The following is a 16,009-nucleotide window of genomic DNA, read 5'->3' on the forward strand; positions in this document are numbered from 1 at the left end:
TCTATCCTTTAATGAAATGACTAACTTAATCGTTATGGAAGAGTTTCTTTACCAATCTCCCCAGTCTCCCCAAGGATCATCATCATCGCCATCTCCTTCATCAGTTTTCGGTAGTTCCGGATAAGGTTTAATATCCCAATCTTCCGGTCCTTTGGCGATAGCTTCCAAATCAATATTATATTTTTTTAGATAGTTTGTCACAAAATCGAACTTAGTGCTTAGAAATGGATAGGTTGCCGAAGGAAACATTACTTCCCGTTCTTCTTTGGTATGACGCATGGCTATTTGCAGATAGCCGATAAATGTTTCTTTGGCTGTTGGAGGATTATCGGAATCGGGTTTAGAATGTTTACCTGATAATGAATTTACATTACCAGGATAGCCTCTTTTAAGATAATAATTAGGATCGGCTTTACTTTCGATGTCTTCACTTCTGACAATCGGAGTTAAATGGTCAAATCCTGCATCAAATTCATCTTCGGGTATGATAATATTTCCGTTGGCGATAGCTGTATTTATAACTTCATCAATTATTTTGAAGCGGCGTATGGTAAAACTATCCTTATTGCCGGCAATAGGAGTTTTCCATCCTGTGATTGGGTCATCGTAAGTACTGTGGGCTTTATCTCCCCAGAAACAAGTTATCCAGCAGTCGGTTTGGCCGTCATCATGCTCGGGCAGTGCAACATAATATTCCAGTACTCCCGGTATAATGGAAGTAAATACAGAATAATTGTATACCATATACCAGTACATGGGAAATACTCTATCCGTAACTTCCCGGTTGAGGTAAGGAAAAATGTGGTTCTTCATAAAAGTAATATAAAATGCTCCCATTTCGTCATTGAGACAATTCTCGAAGACTCTTGATGAACTACCGACTCCACCATTAGTCCAATTTTTATTGAGATCTTTTTCTGTGATATCTTTATATATTATTTTCACTCCGAAGTCTTGGTAGATTTTCATAACATCATTGTCCCATGAATTATTTCCCTGCGGAAACTCAAATCCTCCGGCAAGTGCAAGTGGATCTGGTGTCGGGTTGATAATATCTTCATTATAACAGGACGAGAATGTGAGACAGAATAGTAATATCCATACATTATATATTGGCTTCATGATTCTCTGTTGTTTAAAATTGACGATCATTATTTCTTATATTTATAGTTATTTTGTAACAGGAACTCCAGTCCGTTCCGGTCCGAACGGATTTTGTTCCAATAATAAGTTTCTTTGCAACACTTCTGTAGGAATAGGTAATACGTATGAAGGATCGTTTTTTGTTAGTGTATAAACTTTGCCTTCCCATTTGTGCTGTATGGAAGGCATACCATATCGACGTAAGTCGAACCAGCGTTGTCCTTCGTAGCAAAGTTCTTTTCTGCGTTCTTCACGTATTTGGGTGATCAAAGCATCTCCGCTCAATCCGGAAAAAGACGGTGCGTTTCCTCTATCATATCGTTTCTCCAGCAATGTATTCATAGCGGTGATGGCATCTCCTTCGGCTTGGCTCATGGCAGCGGCTTCTGCATAGTTTAGATAAGCTTCTGCTATTCGGAAGGAGAGTGCAAAATAATCACTGCTTCCGGAAGTGGGGACAGAACGTAGTGTCTTATATTTGCCATAGGGGAGATAAGTATCATAAAATGTGCTGTTCTCCGGAACCGCCTCGTTATATTGCATTTCCCTAGTAATATAACGGTCTTTGCGTAAGTCACCTTCTGAGAAACTGTTGATTAACCCGTCTGCTGCTTTGAACATTCTTCTGGTCTTTTCTTCATCGCTGTTTTCATCTTTCTTATCGATATAACCTTCGTATTCACCTGTCAAGTCTCTGATAGTTCCATAACTCCAGATGACTTCCGGCGAATCATATGTATTGAATGTGTAATAAGGTTCTTTTATACCTGCTTCCGGTGCAGGAATAGTATTCAGATCGCGTAGTGAGAAGTTCCAATCTTTGATAACTTTCTCCGCATACGTTTTAGCTTCTTCCCAATTTTCCATATATAGAGCTACACGTGATTTTAATAATTGTACCATAGGTAAACTGACAAGGTAGTTCGGTTCATATTGTTGTGTGGCGGAGAGAGTTAGGAATAAACGTTCTGCTTCGTTTAGGTCGGTAACAATCTGTCGGTATACTTCTTCTACCGTGTTCCGTCTCATCAATATATTGTCATCATCTCTCATTTTACTGTCCAGCTTGAGAGGAACTCCCAATGATTCTTTGTTATAATTATAGGGAAGTCCGTACTGATTGACTAACATATAATAATAAAAAGCCCGTAGGGCATAGGATTGTGCCTTAATATAATTCTTTTCAATTTCTGTACCGGATACTTCGTCAATATAGTCAAGTGTGGCATTAGCTCCTAAAATATATTCATAAAGGTTCTCCCAAGTATTGACTGTTTGTTGTCCCAATTTTTCTCGTATTTCGAACATATTGGGTTGCCAGCTATACAGTATCTCAAATATTTCCATATCTGCTTTGTCGTTTTCTGGGAATTCGTAACCTTCCACCTGATTCTGCTCGACATCATCTGCGAGTATTTCCTGATAGTTGAGAAATTTGGTATCCTTTTGTTGGGGATAGGCTTCTCCGATAAGCATCTCTTGCAATGCATTAGCGTCTTTAGGTATATATTGGCTCTGTGACTTTGGCTCTAAGAAATCTCCGCAAGCGGTGAGGCCGGTCAGTGTAATTGTATAAATTAAATATTTAAGTTTCATATCTCTCTTTGTTTATTGTTTAAAATCCTATATTAAGTCCCAATGAGAAAGAACGTGGCATGATGCTGTTTTCTAATTCCGGATCAAAACCATTAAAACGTTTGCTGGCTATTACAAATACATTGTCCATATTAAAGTTAATAGACAGGTTTTTAGCATGTATCTTGTCGCACCATTCTTTTTTCATCTGCCAGGATAATCCAATGTTACGGCAACGCAGGAATGAAGCGCTGACTACCATAGCATCTGATTTTTCCCACATATAAATGGGTGATTCTGCGGTCTCCGTGTTAGGCAAAGTCCAAGCGATCCCTAATGGCCATATCGGCAACCCGGGGATATTTGTGTAAGCTTCGTCTCCTGTTTTTTGCCAGCGATTCAATAAATCGCGGTTTATATTCTTGGTTGGATCGGGCATCATATTATGTTCTCCTCGGAAATCATTGTAAGGTGACGTCAAACGCTTTTTGCTACCTAACAAAAGGGAAAAGCTGGTATTTAGTGACAAAGATTTGTAGCGGAAACTCAAACCGAGACCTCCGGTGAAATACGGCTCTTTTTCTCCGGAATATACAAGGTAAGTGGTCGGGTCGATGCCTTTACTTTTTTCTTCTTCCGGGACTTCAACATAGTTGAACATCGGTTTGCCGTTACTTCCATCAAGACCGGCAAAGGAATATGACCAGAATCCGCTTAACGGATATCCTTCTTTTAATATCTGGGTGTTGCTTCCGGTCAAGTACATCCCCGTGGTTCTGTCAATCGTGGTTTCTCCGCCTTTGTTCCAGTTTTTAGAGGCATTCAGGTTAATATTCAGGCTGAAATCACGTTTCTGAACAGGTGTGAATGATAACGTGTATTCAATTCCCCGATTGTAAATAATTCCGCCGTTACGTTTCATGTCGTTAATTCCATATTCGAATGGTAAATCTACGGTGATTACCGCATTGGAACGTCGGGTGTAGTATTCCAGATTCATATAAAACATATGAAACAGTTCCAGGTCCACACCGAAATTCCAGTTTTTGGTACGTTCCCAGGAGAGATACGGATTGGGGATCTGGCTAATAGTGGAGTAATATCGATTATATCCTGCTTGTACTCCGTTCTGACTTAAGATTAGTTCAGGACTTTCACGTGTCAAAGCGTTTCCCTGAATACCAAATGTTCCTCTGAAATTGAGTGTTGTGATCCATTTCAGATGCTTTTGGAAGAAAGCTTCTTCCGATGCTCTCCAGGAAAAACCGAATGAATAAGTCGGGTCGATACGGTGATTGATATCCTGTCCGAAAACGTTGGAAGCATCATTTCGTACATTGGCATTGACTACATAGCGATTCTTGAATGAGTATGCAAAAGTAGCGAAGAACGAAAGGAAGTTGTTGGTATTGTTTGTTCTTTTCCAACCTCTGTCATAAAGTTCTTTTAATATTCCCCAGCCTGTTGGACTTCCGCCCGGTGATACTACTTGGCTTGGTATGGTAGGCGCTACAATACGTTCACCTCTGTCCGGTACATATCCCCAAACTGTATTGGCTGTTCCTTTAGCTGTAGACGAGCGAAGTTCCATACCCAATAGCGCATTCAATCGGTTATTAGGATTGAATGCTTTGCTGAATTGTAGCTTGTTCTGGATATTGTAAGAATACTGGTTATTGTCGTTTGTGTACAATCTACCTCCGAATGGAAGCTGTGCAGCTTTAAAATCGGCACTGGTGGGAGTAACAGAATTAAAATCGTAACCACGATACAGGTTGGCAATGTGGTACGTGTGTTCGGTAGCCCAGCTTTCATTTGTACTGTTATTAGTCGAATAACCGCCTGTAAATTGATAAGTTAACCAGTCAAGGACATGCCAGTTGACATCTAAGGAAGCGGACATGAAGTTGGAGCGTGCTTTTGAACCGCTGTTGTCCCGTTCATTGATAAAATTGTATGAAAGGGTTTCTTTATTTCCTGTTTTATAATAGTATCCGTTTTCTTGCATATAATAAGCATCCGGGTCGATGATACGGTTTGTATTGGTAGCATAACCCATTGGATTGATATCGTCGAAAAAGCCGTTAGTAGTAGAAACGCTACCGTTTAAAGTCATACTGATAGTCAGTTTTTCTATCGGACGTAACATCAGAGCGATGCGACCTGTCATACGTTCGTTATCATTGCCTATTTCCTGACCTTCGCTGTTGTTATATCCCATAGATGCCGAATAACTAAACTTGTTCGTTCCACCGGAAACACTAACGTTGTGACTATGGCTGAACGAACGGCGTGTCAGGCGTTTGAACCAGTCAGTATTGCGGGTTTCCATGTCGTTGTAAAGTTTTCTATATTCGATATCAGAAATGTCATGTTCCTGCAACATCCGTAATATACCTTCATAGGTGTTAGGATCCTTATAAGGCATTGTTGCGTAAGTGATTCCTGCATCGAACGCCTCTTGTGAGAAACGGATGCGTTCTTGAGAGTTCATAAAGTTGAACATTCCATAATTAGGGCGTTGCCCGATGTTAAAGTTGGCGGAATAGTTCACAGTCAATCTGTCAGTGGTATTCTTTTTGGTTGTGATTTCGATTACACCGTTAGATGCTTTTGAACCATAGATAGCAGTGGCGGAAGCATCTTTCAAAATTGTGATGTTTTCGATGTCAGCGGGGTTTAGCCATGAAATCTGGTTGCCGATGATATCCTTTAAACTTTTAGTCATCAGTTCGCCGCTATCTAGTGTTACTTGGAAATCTTCCTGAATAATACCGTCTACTACCCACAATGGATCACGATTTCCTTGTAGCGTACTGGTACCTCGAATCTGGATCTTAGGCGCCGTACCTACACGACTACTTGAGTTAGTAACCACCATACCTGCTACACGTCCTTGTAACATTTGGTCGATAGTAGTGTAGGAAGGTATTATAATGTCTTTCGCTTTTATCGTAGTAATGGAACCAACAAGGTCGCGGCGTTGAATATTCTGATAACCGGTAACCACCACTTCGTCAATTTCCGTACTGGAACTGGTCAGAGTGACATTGATTGTTTTCTTACCTGTATATTTCAACGTTTTCTTTTCCATTCCGATAAAAGAAAAAGTTAGAATCAATCCCTCTTGTGCCGGAATATTAAAAGTATAATGTCCGTCCAATCCGGCGATGGCTCCATGTTTGGAGCCTCGAATCGTAACAGTGGCACCGGGTAATGCTTCGCCACTGGCATCTCGAATCCAACCACTGATTGTAACTTTCTGGCTTTGCTTTTTCTTTATAACAATTGCGCTACCAGAGATTTCGTAAGTCAGGTTAGTGCCTTCCAGACATTCATCCAGAATTTCAGTAATTGTCTTATCTTTTGCCTTGATGGTGATATCGGTCACATTAGCAATGTCTTCCGTTCCATACATAAAGACAAATTTCGTACGATTCTGCAGATACCAGAGTGCTGCTTCCAGCGTTTCTCCTCTCAAGTCGATGGAGATTCTCTGATTGTCCTGTGCTTGAATCATGAGTGAAGAAAGGGAGAATATCCATAAAAGACAGAACTTCACAAAGTTTCTGCTTGCATAAGATACCACCCACGGCAGGGATTTTACTCGTTTTTTCATAATGCGTTAGTTATATTATGTATTATTACTGTTTGTAGGAAATGTGCAGGATGCCCTCCCGTTGTTTGATATTGACCAGATTTAATTCTGTAATCATGTCGATAATCGGGTTCATGTTGGCGTAGCGGTTAAGGTAAGCTCCGATACGCACCTGTTTGGCTGCTTCGTCTTCAAAAGAATATTGGAATCCATACCATTTGGACAGGTATGACATCACATTCTCAAGAGGGACATTTAAAAAGATAAATGATCCGGATTCCCAAGATGTATACAAATCAGTGTTTACGTTGGCGACGGTATTTGTACCGGTATTTTTATTATATGTATAGTGCTGGTTGGGAACTAATTCGAATTCTTCATTTCTACTGTTGATTCTTACTGTTCCACTGATTAAGGTCGTACTTTCCGTATCTTCATCAGCGTAGGCTCTTACGTTGAACGACGTTCCCGTCACCCGGATAGATGTATGCGATGTTTTTACGATAAACGGATGCTCCTTGTCCGGGGCAACATCAAAATAAGCCTCCCCTTCAATTTGCACAATACGTTCTTTACTACTGAAACAAACCGGATAAGTCAGCCGGGTTTCCGCATTGAGATGTACCCTTGTGCCGTCGGAAAGCGTGATAAGGCATTCCATCCCCTGCAATGTGCGTAGTGTGTTTTGGATTTCTTTTACTTGCGGTTTGTTGGCGGGAATCTGATAGTTAATCCCTTTCGAATCGATCACAAATGCTCTGACCGCATTCTCCGGAAAATTATTGTCGGAAAGATTGAAAGATTTGCCGTCACTCAAGATCAGTTCCCCGCCAAGGGTTCCCGGAGTGATGTCGCTAATCGTTTCTTCGGATATCCAATGATAGATAAAGTAAGAAGCAGGTACTAATAACAATAAGATGAGAGCTGCATATTTCAGACTCTTTTTCCACGAAAAAACAGTACCCGATTGATTGCCTCCTAATAACGGATAGACTTTCTCCCACGCTTTTTGTGAAGAGAAGCTTTTTATTAACCGGCTGTTTTCTTCATACGTTTCCTTATTTAATATCCGGTCGGCTATCTTTTGATGTTCCGGGTTTTCATCCAACCATGCACGATAGTTCTTTTCCTCTTCGGGGGTAGACGAATGAGTAAATAAGGAAGCTAAGATTTTTGCAATTTTAAATTTTTCTTTAAATGAATTCATCGTTTTTTCGATTTGTTATATAAGTAAAACAATCCAATCGAAAAAACGGGGTAATCAAAAAGTTACTTTATTTGCATAAAAATAGTAATAAGGTGTAATTTATGCCTTTGAGACTTTCGCGAAGTTTGCGATAGGCGAATTTCTTTAACGTATGGACAGTGCCTTCTGAAATTTGCAATTTGTCAGCAATCTCATGGTTTTTTAACCCTTTCATAGAATATAAGATGATATTTCGCATTTGGGTAGGCAATTCTTCTACCGCTTTGCGAACCATGTGGAATGTTTCCTGTTCGATAATGGCAGCTTCGAAGCCACTATCGAACTCTTCCTGTCCAGAAAAATAGGGAATATCTAATTGCTCATGTTTTAAGTGATTCAGACATTTATTTCGGGTGACGGTATAAAGGAAGCTTTTTACTTTCAAAATGTCGTCAAAATCTTCTTTCCGTTCCCAATAAGCTAACAATACATCTTGTGCGATGTCTTTGCAAACTTCTTTGTCTTCAATATAGTGGGATGCGAACACGCAAAGAATAGGATAGTAGTCATCAAATAGCTTTTTGAAAGCCTGTTTGTTGCCACGTTTTATGTCTGCAATTATATTTTCTATATGTATGTTCACTATTTAGGGTGGAACGATTGGTGCAGAAACTCTCTTACCCAATCTTGCTTATTTTCTTCAGCTTTTCTTCTTCGATGATTTTGATTTTTCTTCCGTCGATAGTAATCAGTCTTTCCGTAGCGAATTGCGACAAGGTACGGATAGCGTTCGAAGTAGTCATATTGGAAAGATTTGCCAGATCTTCACGTGAAAGATAAATGCTCAACGTAGAACCGTCTTCTTCCAGTCCATAACTTTCTTTCAGGAAGATGAGTGATTCGGCCAAGCGTCCGCGAATATGTTTTTGTGTCAGATTAACGGTACGTTCGTCAGAGATACCCAAGTCAATGGAAAGTTGGCGGATAAAGAACATGGCCAAGTCATTATTTTGGGCAACCAGCGTAGTGATGGCACTCATAGGAATCAGGCAAACAACGGAAGGTTCGAAAGCTGCTGCGGCAGTTACAAAATCTTGTTTGGCAAAATAAGCACGATATGCAAAGTATTCGCGTGGTTTAATCATGCGGATAATTTGACTTCTACCCCCCACACCATCTTTGAAGATTTTCACTTTTCCACTGATGAGACACATCAGATGATGTGGCGTTTCTCCTTCACAGTAGATGGTTTCATTCTTTTTGTAGGTTTGTATCGTATAATTATTCATCAGAAACTCCTTTTGCTCATTGTTTAGAGGAGCTAACATATCGGATAATGGTTCCGAAATATCGATGTCTGACATATTCATTTTTACCATGAGTGCTACAAAACTGTGTTATACAGCACAAAAGTAAAAAGAAAAAATGAGAAAATGAACGAATCTATAAAAAGATTGCACAAAAGTGGGAGCTTTCGTGCAATCTTGCAGACATTTTATTTGGTAAACAACAGTTCTCTATATTTAGGCAACGGCCATATTTCGTCATCCACTTCCATCTCCAGGTGGTCGATGTGGTCGCGGATTTGGTCAAGATACGGGCGTACTTTTTCTTCGTATGCGAATGCCCTTTCTTTGTAGTTTTCCATGTGGTTGGCTACTTTTCTTGCTTCGGTCATGTCGCGCACGAGTACTTTGATAGAAGTGACCCGGTGTGAAATCTCACGAATCAGTTCTTTACGGTCGGCACTTAATACTTCATATTCTTCAGCCGGGAATATTTCTTTCAGTCCGCGAAGATTTTCGAGCAAACGGTTCTGATAGGCAACGGCAGTTGGTACGATGTGATTGATGGCGAGGTCGCCCAATACACGGCCTTCGATTTGCACCTTCATGGTGTATTTCTCCAGTTCCACTTCCAGACGGCTGTTCAATTCGGTCTCGTTGAAGATACGTTCGCCGATAAGTACTGATTTGGATTGGTTATCAATATAGTGCATCAGGGCTTCCGGTACGTGGCAGATATTAGTCAGTCCGCGGCGTGCAGCTTCTTGTTTCCATTCTTCGGAATAACCGTCCCCTTCGAAACGAATCGGCTCGGAGGCGATAATTGTTTCTTTCAGCAGGCGGAAGATAGCTTCGTCTTTGCCAACTCCTTCTTCCATCAGCTTTTCTACCGATGCCCGGAATTCGTTCAGCTGGTTTGCCATGGCCGCATTGATTGCAATCATAGAGGCAGCACAGTTGGAAGAAGAACCTGCGGCGCGGAATTCGAAACGGTTTCCGGTGAATGCGAAAGGAGAAGTACGGTTGCGGTCGGTGGTATCCAGTAAAATTTCGGGGATACGTCCGATGCCTAACTTCAGTGTGGTTTTTTCTTCCGGCGTCATTTTCTCATTTCCTACCTGGCGGACAATTTCGTCGAGAGTAGACGAGAGTTGTGAACCCAGAAAGCAAGAGAGGATGGCGGGAGGAGCTTCATTGGCTCCCAAACGATAGCTGTTGCTGGCGCTCATGATGGAGGCACGCAATAAATCCTGGTTTTTATAAACCATCATTAAGGCGTTTACCAGAAATGTGAGGAATAGCATATTGCCTTTCGGATTCTTTCCGGGAGCGAACAGATTGATACCGGTATCTGTGCAGAGTGACCAGTTGTTGTGCTTGCCCGAACCGTTTACTCCGCTATATGGCTTTTCGTGCAGGAGTACATTAAAATGATGCTTCCTGGCGATACGCTTCATCAAATCCATGACGAGCTGGTTGTGATCGTTGGCAAGGTTACAGTTTTCGAAAATAGGGGCCAACTCAAATTGGTTGGGAGCTACTTCGTTATGACGGGTTTTGGCAGGAATACCGAGTTTGTGACACTCGATTTCGAGTTCTTTCATAAATGCAGTGACACGTGGAGGGATAGAGCCGAAATAATGATCCTCCAACTGTTGGTCTTTGGCAGAAGAGTGCCCCATCAGTGTCCGTCCTGTCAGGCAGAGGTCGGGGCGTGCATTATATAAGGAGGAGTCTACAAGGAAATATTCCTGTTCCCATCCTAAATTGGTATATACGCGTGTGATGTTCTTGTCGAATAGCTGACAGACTTCCGTTGCTGCTTTATCTACAGCGGCAAGTGCTTTCAACAATGGAGTTTTGTAATCCAACGCTTCACCTGTATAAGAAATGAAGATAGTGGGGATACAAAGAGTGGTATCTACTACGAATGCCGGTGAAGAAACATCCCAGGCTGTATATCCTCGTGCTTCGAAAGTGTTGCGGATGCCGCCGTTAGGGAAAGAAGAAGCATCCGGCTCTTGCTGGATCAGTAGTTTTCCGGAGAAGCGTTCAATCACTCCGCCATCTTCGCCGAATTCGATAAAGCCGTCATGCTTTTCGGCTGTTCCGTCTGTCAGAGGCTGGAACCAGTGTGTGTAGTGAGTGACGTTGAGTGACTTAGCCCAACTTTTCATACCGTTAGCAATTAAATCTGCTATTTCACGGCTGATAGGCGTACCTTTTTCGATAGCGTCGGTTACAGCTTTGTAAGCTTCTTTGGGAAGATACTCCTGCATCTTCTTGCGGTCGAACACGTGGCTACCATAATAATCAGAGAGTTTGTTGGAAGGGGCAATAACTTCCAGAGGTTTCCGGTTGGAAAGCTCTTGTAAGGCAAAAAAACGCATTTTTGACATAAATGGTCTATTTTTTTATCGGTTGATGGCGCAAAATTATATGTTTTTTCTGAAAGTACCCCTATTTTAGAGGGGGTATTTTGAAAAATAATGTGTTTTTCTAAAAGTACCCCCTCTGTTGATTCTCCAACTTCTATTCTTATTGTTGCTGTTCGTTGATTTCTTTAGCCATCTGTTTAACCAAACTTTCCACTTGGATATAATGGTTGTGATAGTTCTTGAATAACAGTTTGAACACTGGGCTGTTCACAGCCATTTGGGTAAGAAATTGTAGGTGTTTACCCATAGAGGTGTTCATCTGCATACGCTCTTTTTTGCTCAAGTTGTCTTGTAGGGAGTAAACACCGCATGAAATTTGGATTTCTGCAATGCCTTCATCCCAAGGATGGGTGTTGAGGTGAGTCAATGCTGCCAGGATTTTTTTCAGGTCTTTCAGCAGAATGTTTAAAAGTTCGAATTCGGTGCGGTTTATGGAGCAGGAATCCGGGTTCAGGAGGAAAGCGAATTTAAGGTAGAAATCCTTTAATTCTTCTTTAGGAATAACAAATGAATCTTTGGAAGCCTTTATCATGCCTCCCACCGCTGGTTGAACGGTAACTTGTTTTGTTTCCATAATATAATTATGAATAAGGTGGTAGGCGAAGATTTTCTATGAAATAAGAGCGGTTCCGCCTTTCCCGTTACTCTTCACCAACCAGGCAGTGGGTGCATTAACACTCCACACGGGGGTACGAAACCGCCATATGAAGCATCAGGACAGGCATAAAAATGCCTGCCACGAAACGAGGCAGGTTCCCTGCCTGGTTGATATGAAGAGTATCGCAAAGATACGACAATTTTCTTCTTTGTCAAGAATAAAGTGATAAATAAAAAGATAGAAGGGTTGATTTAGTCATTAATATGTTTTCAGGGGGCTCTTATATTTACAGATATTGGAACTTTGTATTTTTCCCATTATTGTTGAAATCCCCTTCATATTATAACTTCTTCCATACAGGTTTTATTAATTCCTCTTTCAACCTATCACCGCTCTGTAAGTGCGATGAATAAAGAGTTTTAGAAAGGTGGTGATAGGTTGAAAGAGGATTTTCGTTTTTTATATATGAAGAGAATAGCAGAATATGCAGAGCTTCCTGCATTTATTTCGAGACAACCGCGCCAAAGATTTAGTTCATCTCCATGTTATTTTGAATAATGTGAAGGTTTTCTTCTGATAACTCTTTTTAGTGTCCAACTTCTCTTGCTTTTCGATATTCTTTTTTATATTTGCCTACGTTAATGAAGGAGATACGACGATTGAGAGATAAAATATTGATAGGATGCATATTGTGTCTGTTCTCTTTTATACCAAAGGGGACAGCCAATAATTATATAATGAATCCTTATACCCATCAGGAAATCTCTGCTGACTCCATTATAGAACGTGTGATGACTTTTGCACCTTTGTATGAAACGATAGTCAGTGATTATCGCGCGAACCTATATATAAAAGGTAAGATGGACATTCAGAAGAAGAATTTTATTCTCCGTTATGTACCTTCTATGTTTCGTTTGCAAAAGGGTGTTCGCGAATATCTGCTTGAAACATATAGTGATCTTCATTATACGGCTCCCAATATTTACGATCAGAAAGTAAAGGCTTCCCAGGGAACTGTGAGAGGAAATAGGGGATTGCCTGGATTGCTCGAGTACTTTAATGTAAATATCTACTCTTCTTCTTTATTGAATGATGAACGCTTATTGTCACCACTGGCCAAAAACGGACAGAAATATTATAAATACCGGATAGACAGCGTGATGGGAGATCCTAACAATCTGGATTATCGGGTTCGCTTTATCCCCCGCACTAAGAGCGATCAGTTGGTGGGTGGCTATATGGTGGTCAGCAGTAACGTTTGGAGTGTTCGTGAAATTCGTTTTTCGGGAAGATCGGAGCTGATAACATTTACCTGTTGGATTCAGATGGGAGATGTAGGCAAGAAAAATGAATTCCTGCCGGTGCGTTATGACGTAGAAGCTCTTTTCAAATTTCTCGGAAATAAGGTGGATGGTAATTACACCGCTTCTTTAGATTATAAATCCATCGAACTGAAAGAAAAAAAGGTGCGCAAGAAAGAGAAGAGAAAATATAATCTTTCGGAATCTTTCTCTTTACAGTGTGACACGAACGCTTATAAGACGGACGCCTCTACCTTTGCTATCATGCGGCCGATTCCTTTGAATGAAAGTGAGAAAAAACTATATCATGACTATACGCTTAGACGTGACACGACAACGGTAGAAAAGCCGTCCAAGAGTCAGGCCTTTTGGGGAACGATGGGTGATTTGATGGTAGAAGATTATAAATTCAATTTGTCCAATATCGGAAGTGTGCGATTTTCTCCGTTTATCAATCCGCTCTTATTCAGTTATAGTGGAAGCAACGGTTTGTCTTATCGACAGGATTTTCGTTATAACCGTCTTTTCAGAGGGGATAAATTACTTCGCATTGTGCCTAAACTCGGATACAACTTTACGCGTAAGGAATTCTACTGGTCATTGAATGCCGATTTTGAATACTGGCCGCAGAAGCGGGGATTCTTCCGGTTGAATGTGGGTAACGGTAACCGTATTTATAGTAGTAAAGTGCTGGACGAACTGAAAGCTATGCCGGACAGTATCTTCAATTTCGATTTAATTCATCTCGATTATTTCAAGGACTTGTATTTTAACTTCCGTCATACCGTTGAAGTAGTCAACGGACTGGATATCGGTCTGGGGTTCTCGGCCCATAAAAGAACAGCGGTAGAGCCTTCCCGCTTTGTAATCACTGGCGATTATCCGATGCCGCCCCCGGAATTTATGGATAAATTCAAGAACACTTATATCAGTTTCGCTCCCCGCATCCGGATAGAGTGGACTCCGGGACTCTATTATTATATGAACGGAAAGCGAAAGATTAACCTCCATTCTTTATACCCGACTTTCTCGGTCGATTATGAACGAGGTATTAAAGGAGTGTTCAAGAGTACGGGTGAATATGAAAGAATAGAGTTTGACCTTCAGCATCAAATCCGGTTGGGATTGATGCGTAATATTTATTATCGTTTCGGATTCGGAGCATTCACCAATCAGGATGAGTTGTATTTTGTGGACTTTGCCAATTTCTCCCGCCATAATCTTCCCGTAGGTTGGAATGATGAAATCGGCGGAGTATTTCAGGTGCTTGACTCACGTTGGTATAATTCCTCCCGCCGTTATGTACGGGGGCATTTCACCTACGAAGCTCCGTTCCTTATTCTCCGGCATCTGATGAAGTACACCCGTTATGTGCAGAATGAACGTATTTATATCAGTGCCCTCTCTATGCCGCACCTTCAACCTTATCTGGAAGTAGGATATGGCATCGGTACGCATATTTTTGACGTAGGAGTTTTTGTGAGCAGCGAAAATTGGAAATTCGGAGGAATAGGCTGTAAGTTCACGTTTGAGTTGTTCAACCGATAGTTTTCTTCGTTCCGGTTGTTTTATCGAAAGATTTTACTTATCTTTGTATAAGAGAGGATGAGGGCAAAATTTAGCATCAAAGAGGTGTAGTCGCCTCATAAGCACAGGTATTTTCCTAGAAAATAAATTCTAAGGTATAAATACCTAAATTTATTTTAGTAATAACTCATCCTCTCTTCTCTCTTTTTTATATGCATATACAAAATGGACGGAATTTTAATAACGATCATTGTTATCACCGCTTTCCTGGTTTATAAGATGATTTCCTCAAGCAGGAAACAGGAGGGGTATAAAAGATGGAAAGCAACAAGCAGTGGTAAGGAAGAAAAGACTACTAAGGTAAAATGGGAACACGGAGCCTGGCTTAGGCATGCTTTGGGGGGAACTGTTCCGAGAGCGCAGTATGTTCAAAAGTTTGATGAATCGGCTGTTGTTTGGTGTGCCAACTTGTTGGGAGTGGAAACGGCACGGTTGAAGGAAATTCTACGGGATGTTTCCGAACATTACCGGGAGTTCTGGATGAGAAAAAGAAAGGGAGGTTATCGGATGATTTCTGCTCCTGACAAAGAATTACAATCTATTCAAACCACTATTAATTCTCGAATATTATCATCTGTGACAATGATTCATCCGGCGGCAGTAGGTTTCCGGAGCGGTCATTCTGTGGTTGATAATGCCAGTCCCCATCTGGGAAAACGGTATATCTTGAAAATGGATATTCATGATTTTTTCTTTTCGATACGGAGCCGGAGGGTGAAAAAGACATTTGAGAAGATTGGTTATCCGGAAAATGTGTCTAAAGTATTGGGAGTGTTGTGCTGCTTGTACAGGCACTTGCCGCAGGGAGCACCTACAAGTCCGGCGTTAAGCAATATCGTGGGGTATGAGATGGACAAGAAATTGGCTGCACTGGCAGCGGAATACGGACTGACTTATACCCGCTATGCCGACGACCTGACTTTTTCGGGAGATGTGTTCCCCAAAGAACAAATCATTCCCCGGATCAAACAGATCATCCGTGATGAGAAATTCGAACCGAATCATAAGAAGACCCGTTTTATCAATGAGTATGGCAGGAAGATTATTACAGGAGTATCTGTTTCTTCCGGTGCGAAACTGACAATCCCTAAAGCCAGAAAGAGAGAGATCCGGAAGAATGTCTATTTTATCCTGACGAAAGGCTTGGCGGAACATCAGTGCCAGATTGGCTCGAGTGATCCTGTTTATCTGAAACGGCTGATTGGAGAACTTTGTTATTGGCGGTCAATAGAACCGGACAATGCGTATGTATCCGATTCTATTAACCGTTTGAAATGTTTGGAGAAAGGGTATTAAT

General features: G+C 41.2%; 10 protein-coding genes. 2 read left to right on the plus strand and 8 right to left on the minus strand.

Annotated features, from left to right (window positions below; all coding sequences use genetic code 11):
• Positions 1-48: 48 nt before the first annotated feature.
• The 8 genes from KQP79_RS14465 to KQP79_RS14500 all read right to left on the minus strand — a co-directional run bounded on the left by KQP79_RS14465 (position 49) and on the right by KQP79_RS14500 (position 11,800).
• Complete coding sequence (locus KQP79_RS14465; RefSeq protein ID WP_004309837.1) at positions 49-1,122, minus strand: hypothetical protein; 1,074 nt, start codon at positions 1,120-1,122, stop codon at positions 49-51.
• 48 nt (positions 1,123-1,170) lie between these two features.
• The gene (locus KQP79_RS14470) at positions 1,171-2,739 is read right to left on the minus strand and encodes a RagB/SusD family nutrient uptake outer membrane protein (RefSeq protein ID WP_004309836.1); all 1,569 of its coding nucleotides are present in this window, start codon (positions 2,737-2,739) and stop codon (positions 1,171-1,173) included.
• A 19-nt stretch (positions 2,740-2,758) separates the two neighbouring features.
• Positions 2,759-6,337, minus strand: a complete 3,579-nt coding sequence (locus KQP79_RS14475; RefSeq protein ID WP_004309835.1) for a SusC/RagA family TonB-linked outer membrane protein — start codon at positions 6,335-6,337, stop codon at positions 2,759-2,761.
• A 25-nt stretch (positions 6,338-6,362) separates the two neighbouring features.
• Entirely contained in the window at positions 6,363-7,523 is a 1,161-nt protein-coding gene (locus KQP79_RS14480; RefSeq protein ID WP_004309834.1) for a FecR family protein, read from the minus strand.
• Positions 7,524-7,590: 67 nt separating this feature from the next.
• A complete protein-coding gene (locus KQP79_RS14485; protein WP_004301831.1) occupies positions 7,591-8,145 on the minus strand; it encodes an RNA polymerase sigma factor in 555 nt (184 codons plus the stop codon).
• Between the two features lie 34 nt (positions 8,146-8,179).
• Positions 8,180-8,881, minus strand: coding sequence for a Crp/Fnr family transcriptional regulator (locus tag KQP79_RS14490; RefSeq protein WP_004301832.1), 702 nt, complete (start codon positions 8,879-8,881; stop codon positions 8,180-8,182).
• Between the two features lie 116 nt (positions 8,882-8,997).
• Positions 8,998-11,187, minus strand: coding sequence for a glutamine synthetase III (locus KQP79_RS14495; protein ID WP_004301833.1), 2,190 nt, complete (start codon positions 11,185-11,187; stop codon positions 8,998-9,000).
• Positions 11,188-11,326: 139 nt separating this feature from the next.
• A complete protein-coding gene (locus tag KQP79_RS14500; RefSeq protein WP_004304628.1) occupies positions 11,327-11,800 on the minus strand; it encodes a hypothetical protein in 474 nt (157 codons plus the stop codon).
• Positions 11,801-12,465: 665 nt separating this feature from the next.
• Here KQP79_RS14500 and KQP79_RS14505 point away from each other — a divergent pair.
• Entirely contained in the window at positions 12,466-14,673 is a 2,208-nt protein-coding gene (locus KQP79_RS14505; RefSeq protein WP_032843129.1) for a DUF5686 family protein, read from the plus strand.
• 204 nt (positions 14,674-14,877) lie between these two features.
• Positions 14,878-16,008 carry a retron St85 family RNA-directed DNA polymerase gene (locus tag KQP79_RS14510; RefSeq protein ID WP_061448071.1) on the plus strand — a complete coding sequence of 377 codons (1,131 nt, stop codon included), beginning with the start codon at positions 14,878-14,880 and terminating at the stop codon, positions 16,006-16,008.
• Position 16,009 lies beyond the last annotated feature (1 nt).

Source organism: Bacteroides sp. DH3716P (assembly GCF_025914115.1).
Lineage (GTDB): Bacteria > Bacteroidota > Bacteroidia > Bacteroidales > Bacteroidaceae > Bacteroides > Bacteroides ovatus.

Excerpts from the sequence above, each read along its gene's own strand:
- KQP79_RS14465 (WP_004309837.1), bottom strand. The coding sequence starts at position 1,122 with ATGAAGCCAATATATAATGTATGGATATTACTATTCTGTCTCACATTC.
- KQP79_RS14470 (WP_004309836.1), bottom strand. The coding sequence starts at position 2,739 with ATGAAACTTAAATATTTAATTTATACAATTACACTGACCGGCCTCACC.
- KQP79_RS14475 (WP_004309835.1), bottom strand. The coding sequence starts at position 6,337 with ATGAAAAAACGAGTAAAATCCCTGCCGTGGGTGGTATCTTATGCAAGC.
- KQP79_RS14480 (WP_004309834.1), bottom strand. The coding sequence starts at position 7,523 with ATGAATTCATTTAAAGAAAAATTTAAAATTGCAAAAATCTTAGCTTCC.
- KQP79_RS14490 (WP_004301832.1), bottom strand. The coding sequence starts at position 8,881 with ATGGTAAAAATGAATATGTCAGACATCGATATTTCGGAACCATTATCC.
- KQP79_RS14495 (WP_004301833.1), bottom strand. The coding sequence starts at position 11,187 with ATGTCAAAAATGCGTTTTTTTGCCTTACAAGAGCTTTCCAACCGGAAA.
- KQP79_RS14500 (WP_004304628.1), bottom strand. The coding sequence starts at position 11,800 with ATGGAAACAAAACAAGTTACCGTTCAACCAGCGGTGGGAGGCATGATA.
- KQP79_RS14505 (WP_032843129.1), top strand. The coding sequence starts at position 12,466 with ATGAAGGAGATACGACGATTGAGAGATAAAATATTGATAGGATGCATA.
- KQP79_RS14510 (WP_061448071.1), top strand. The coding sequence starts at position 14,878 with ATGGACGGAATTTTAATAACGATCATTGTTATCACCGCTTTCCTGGTT.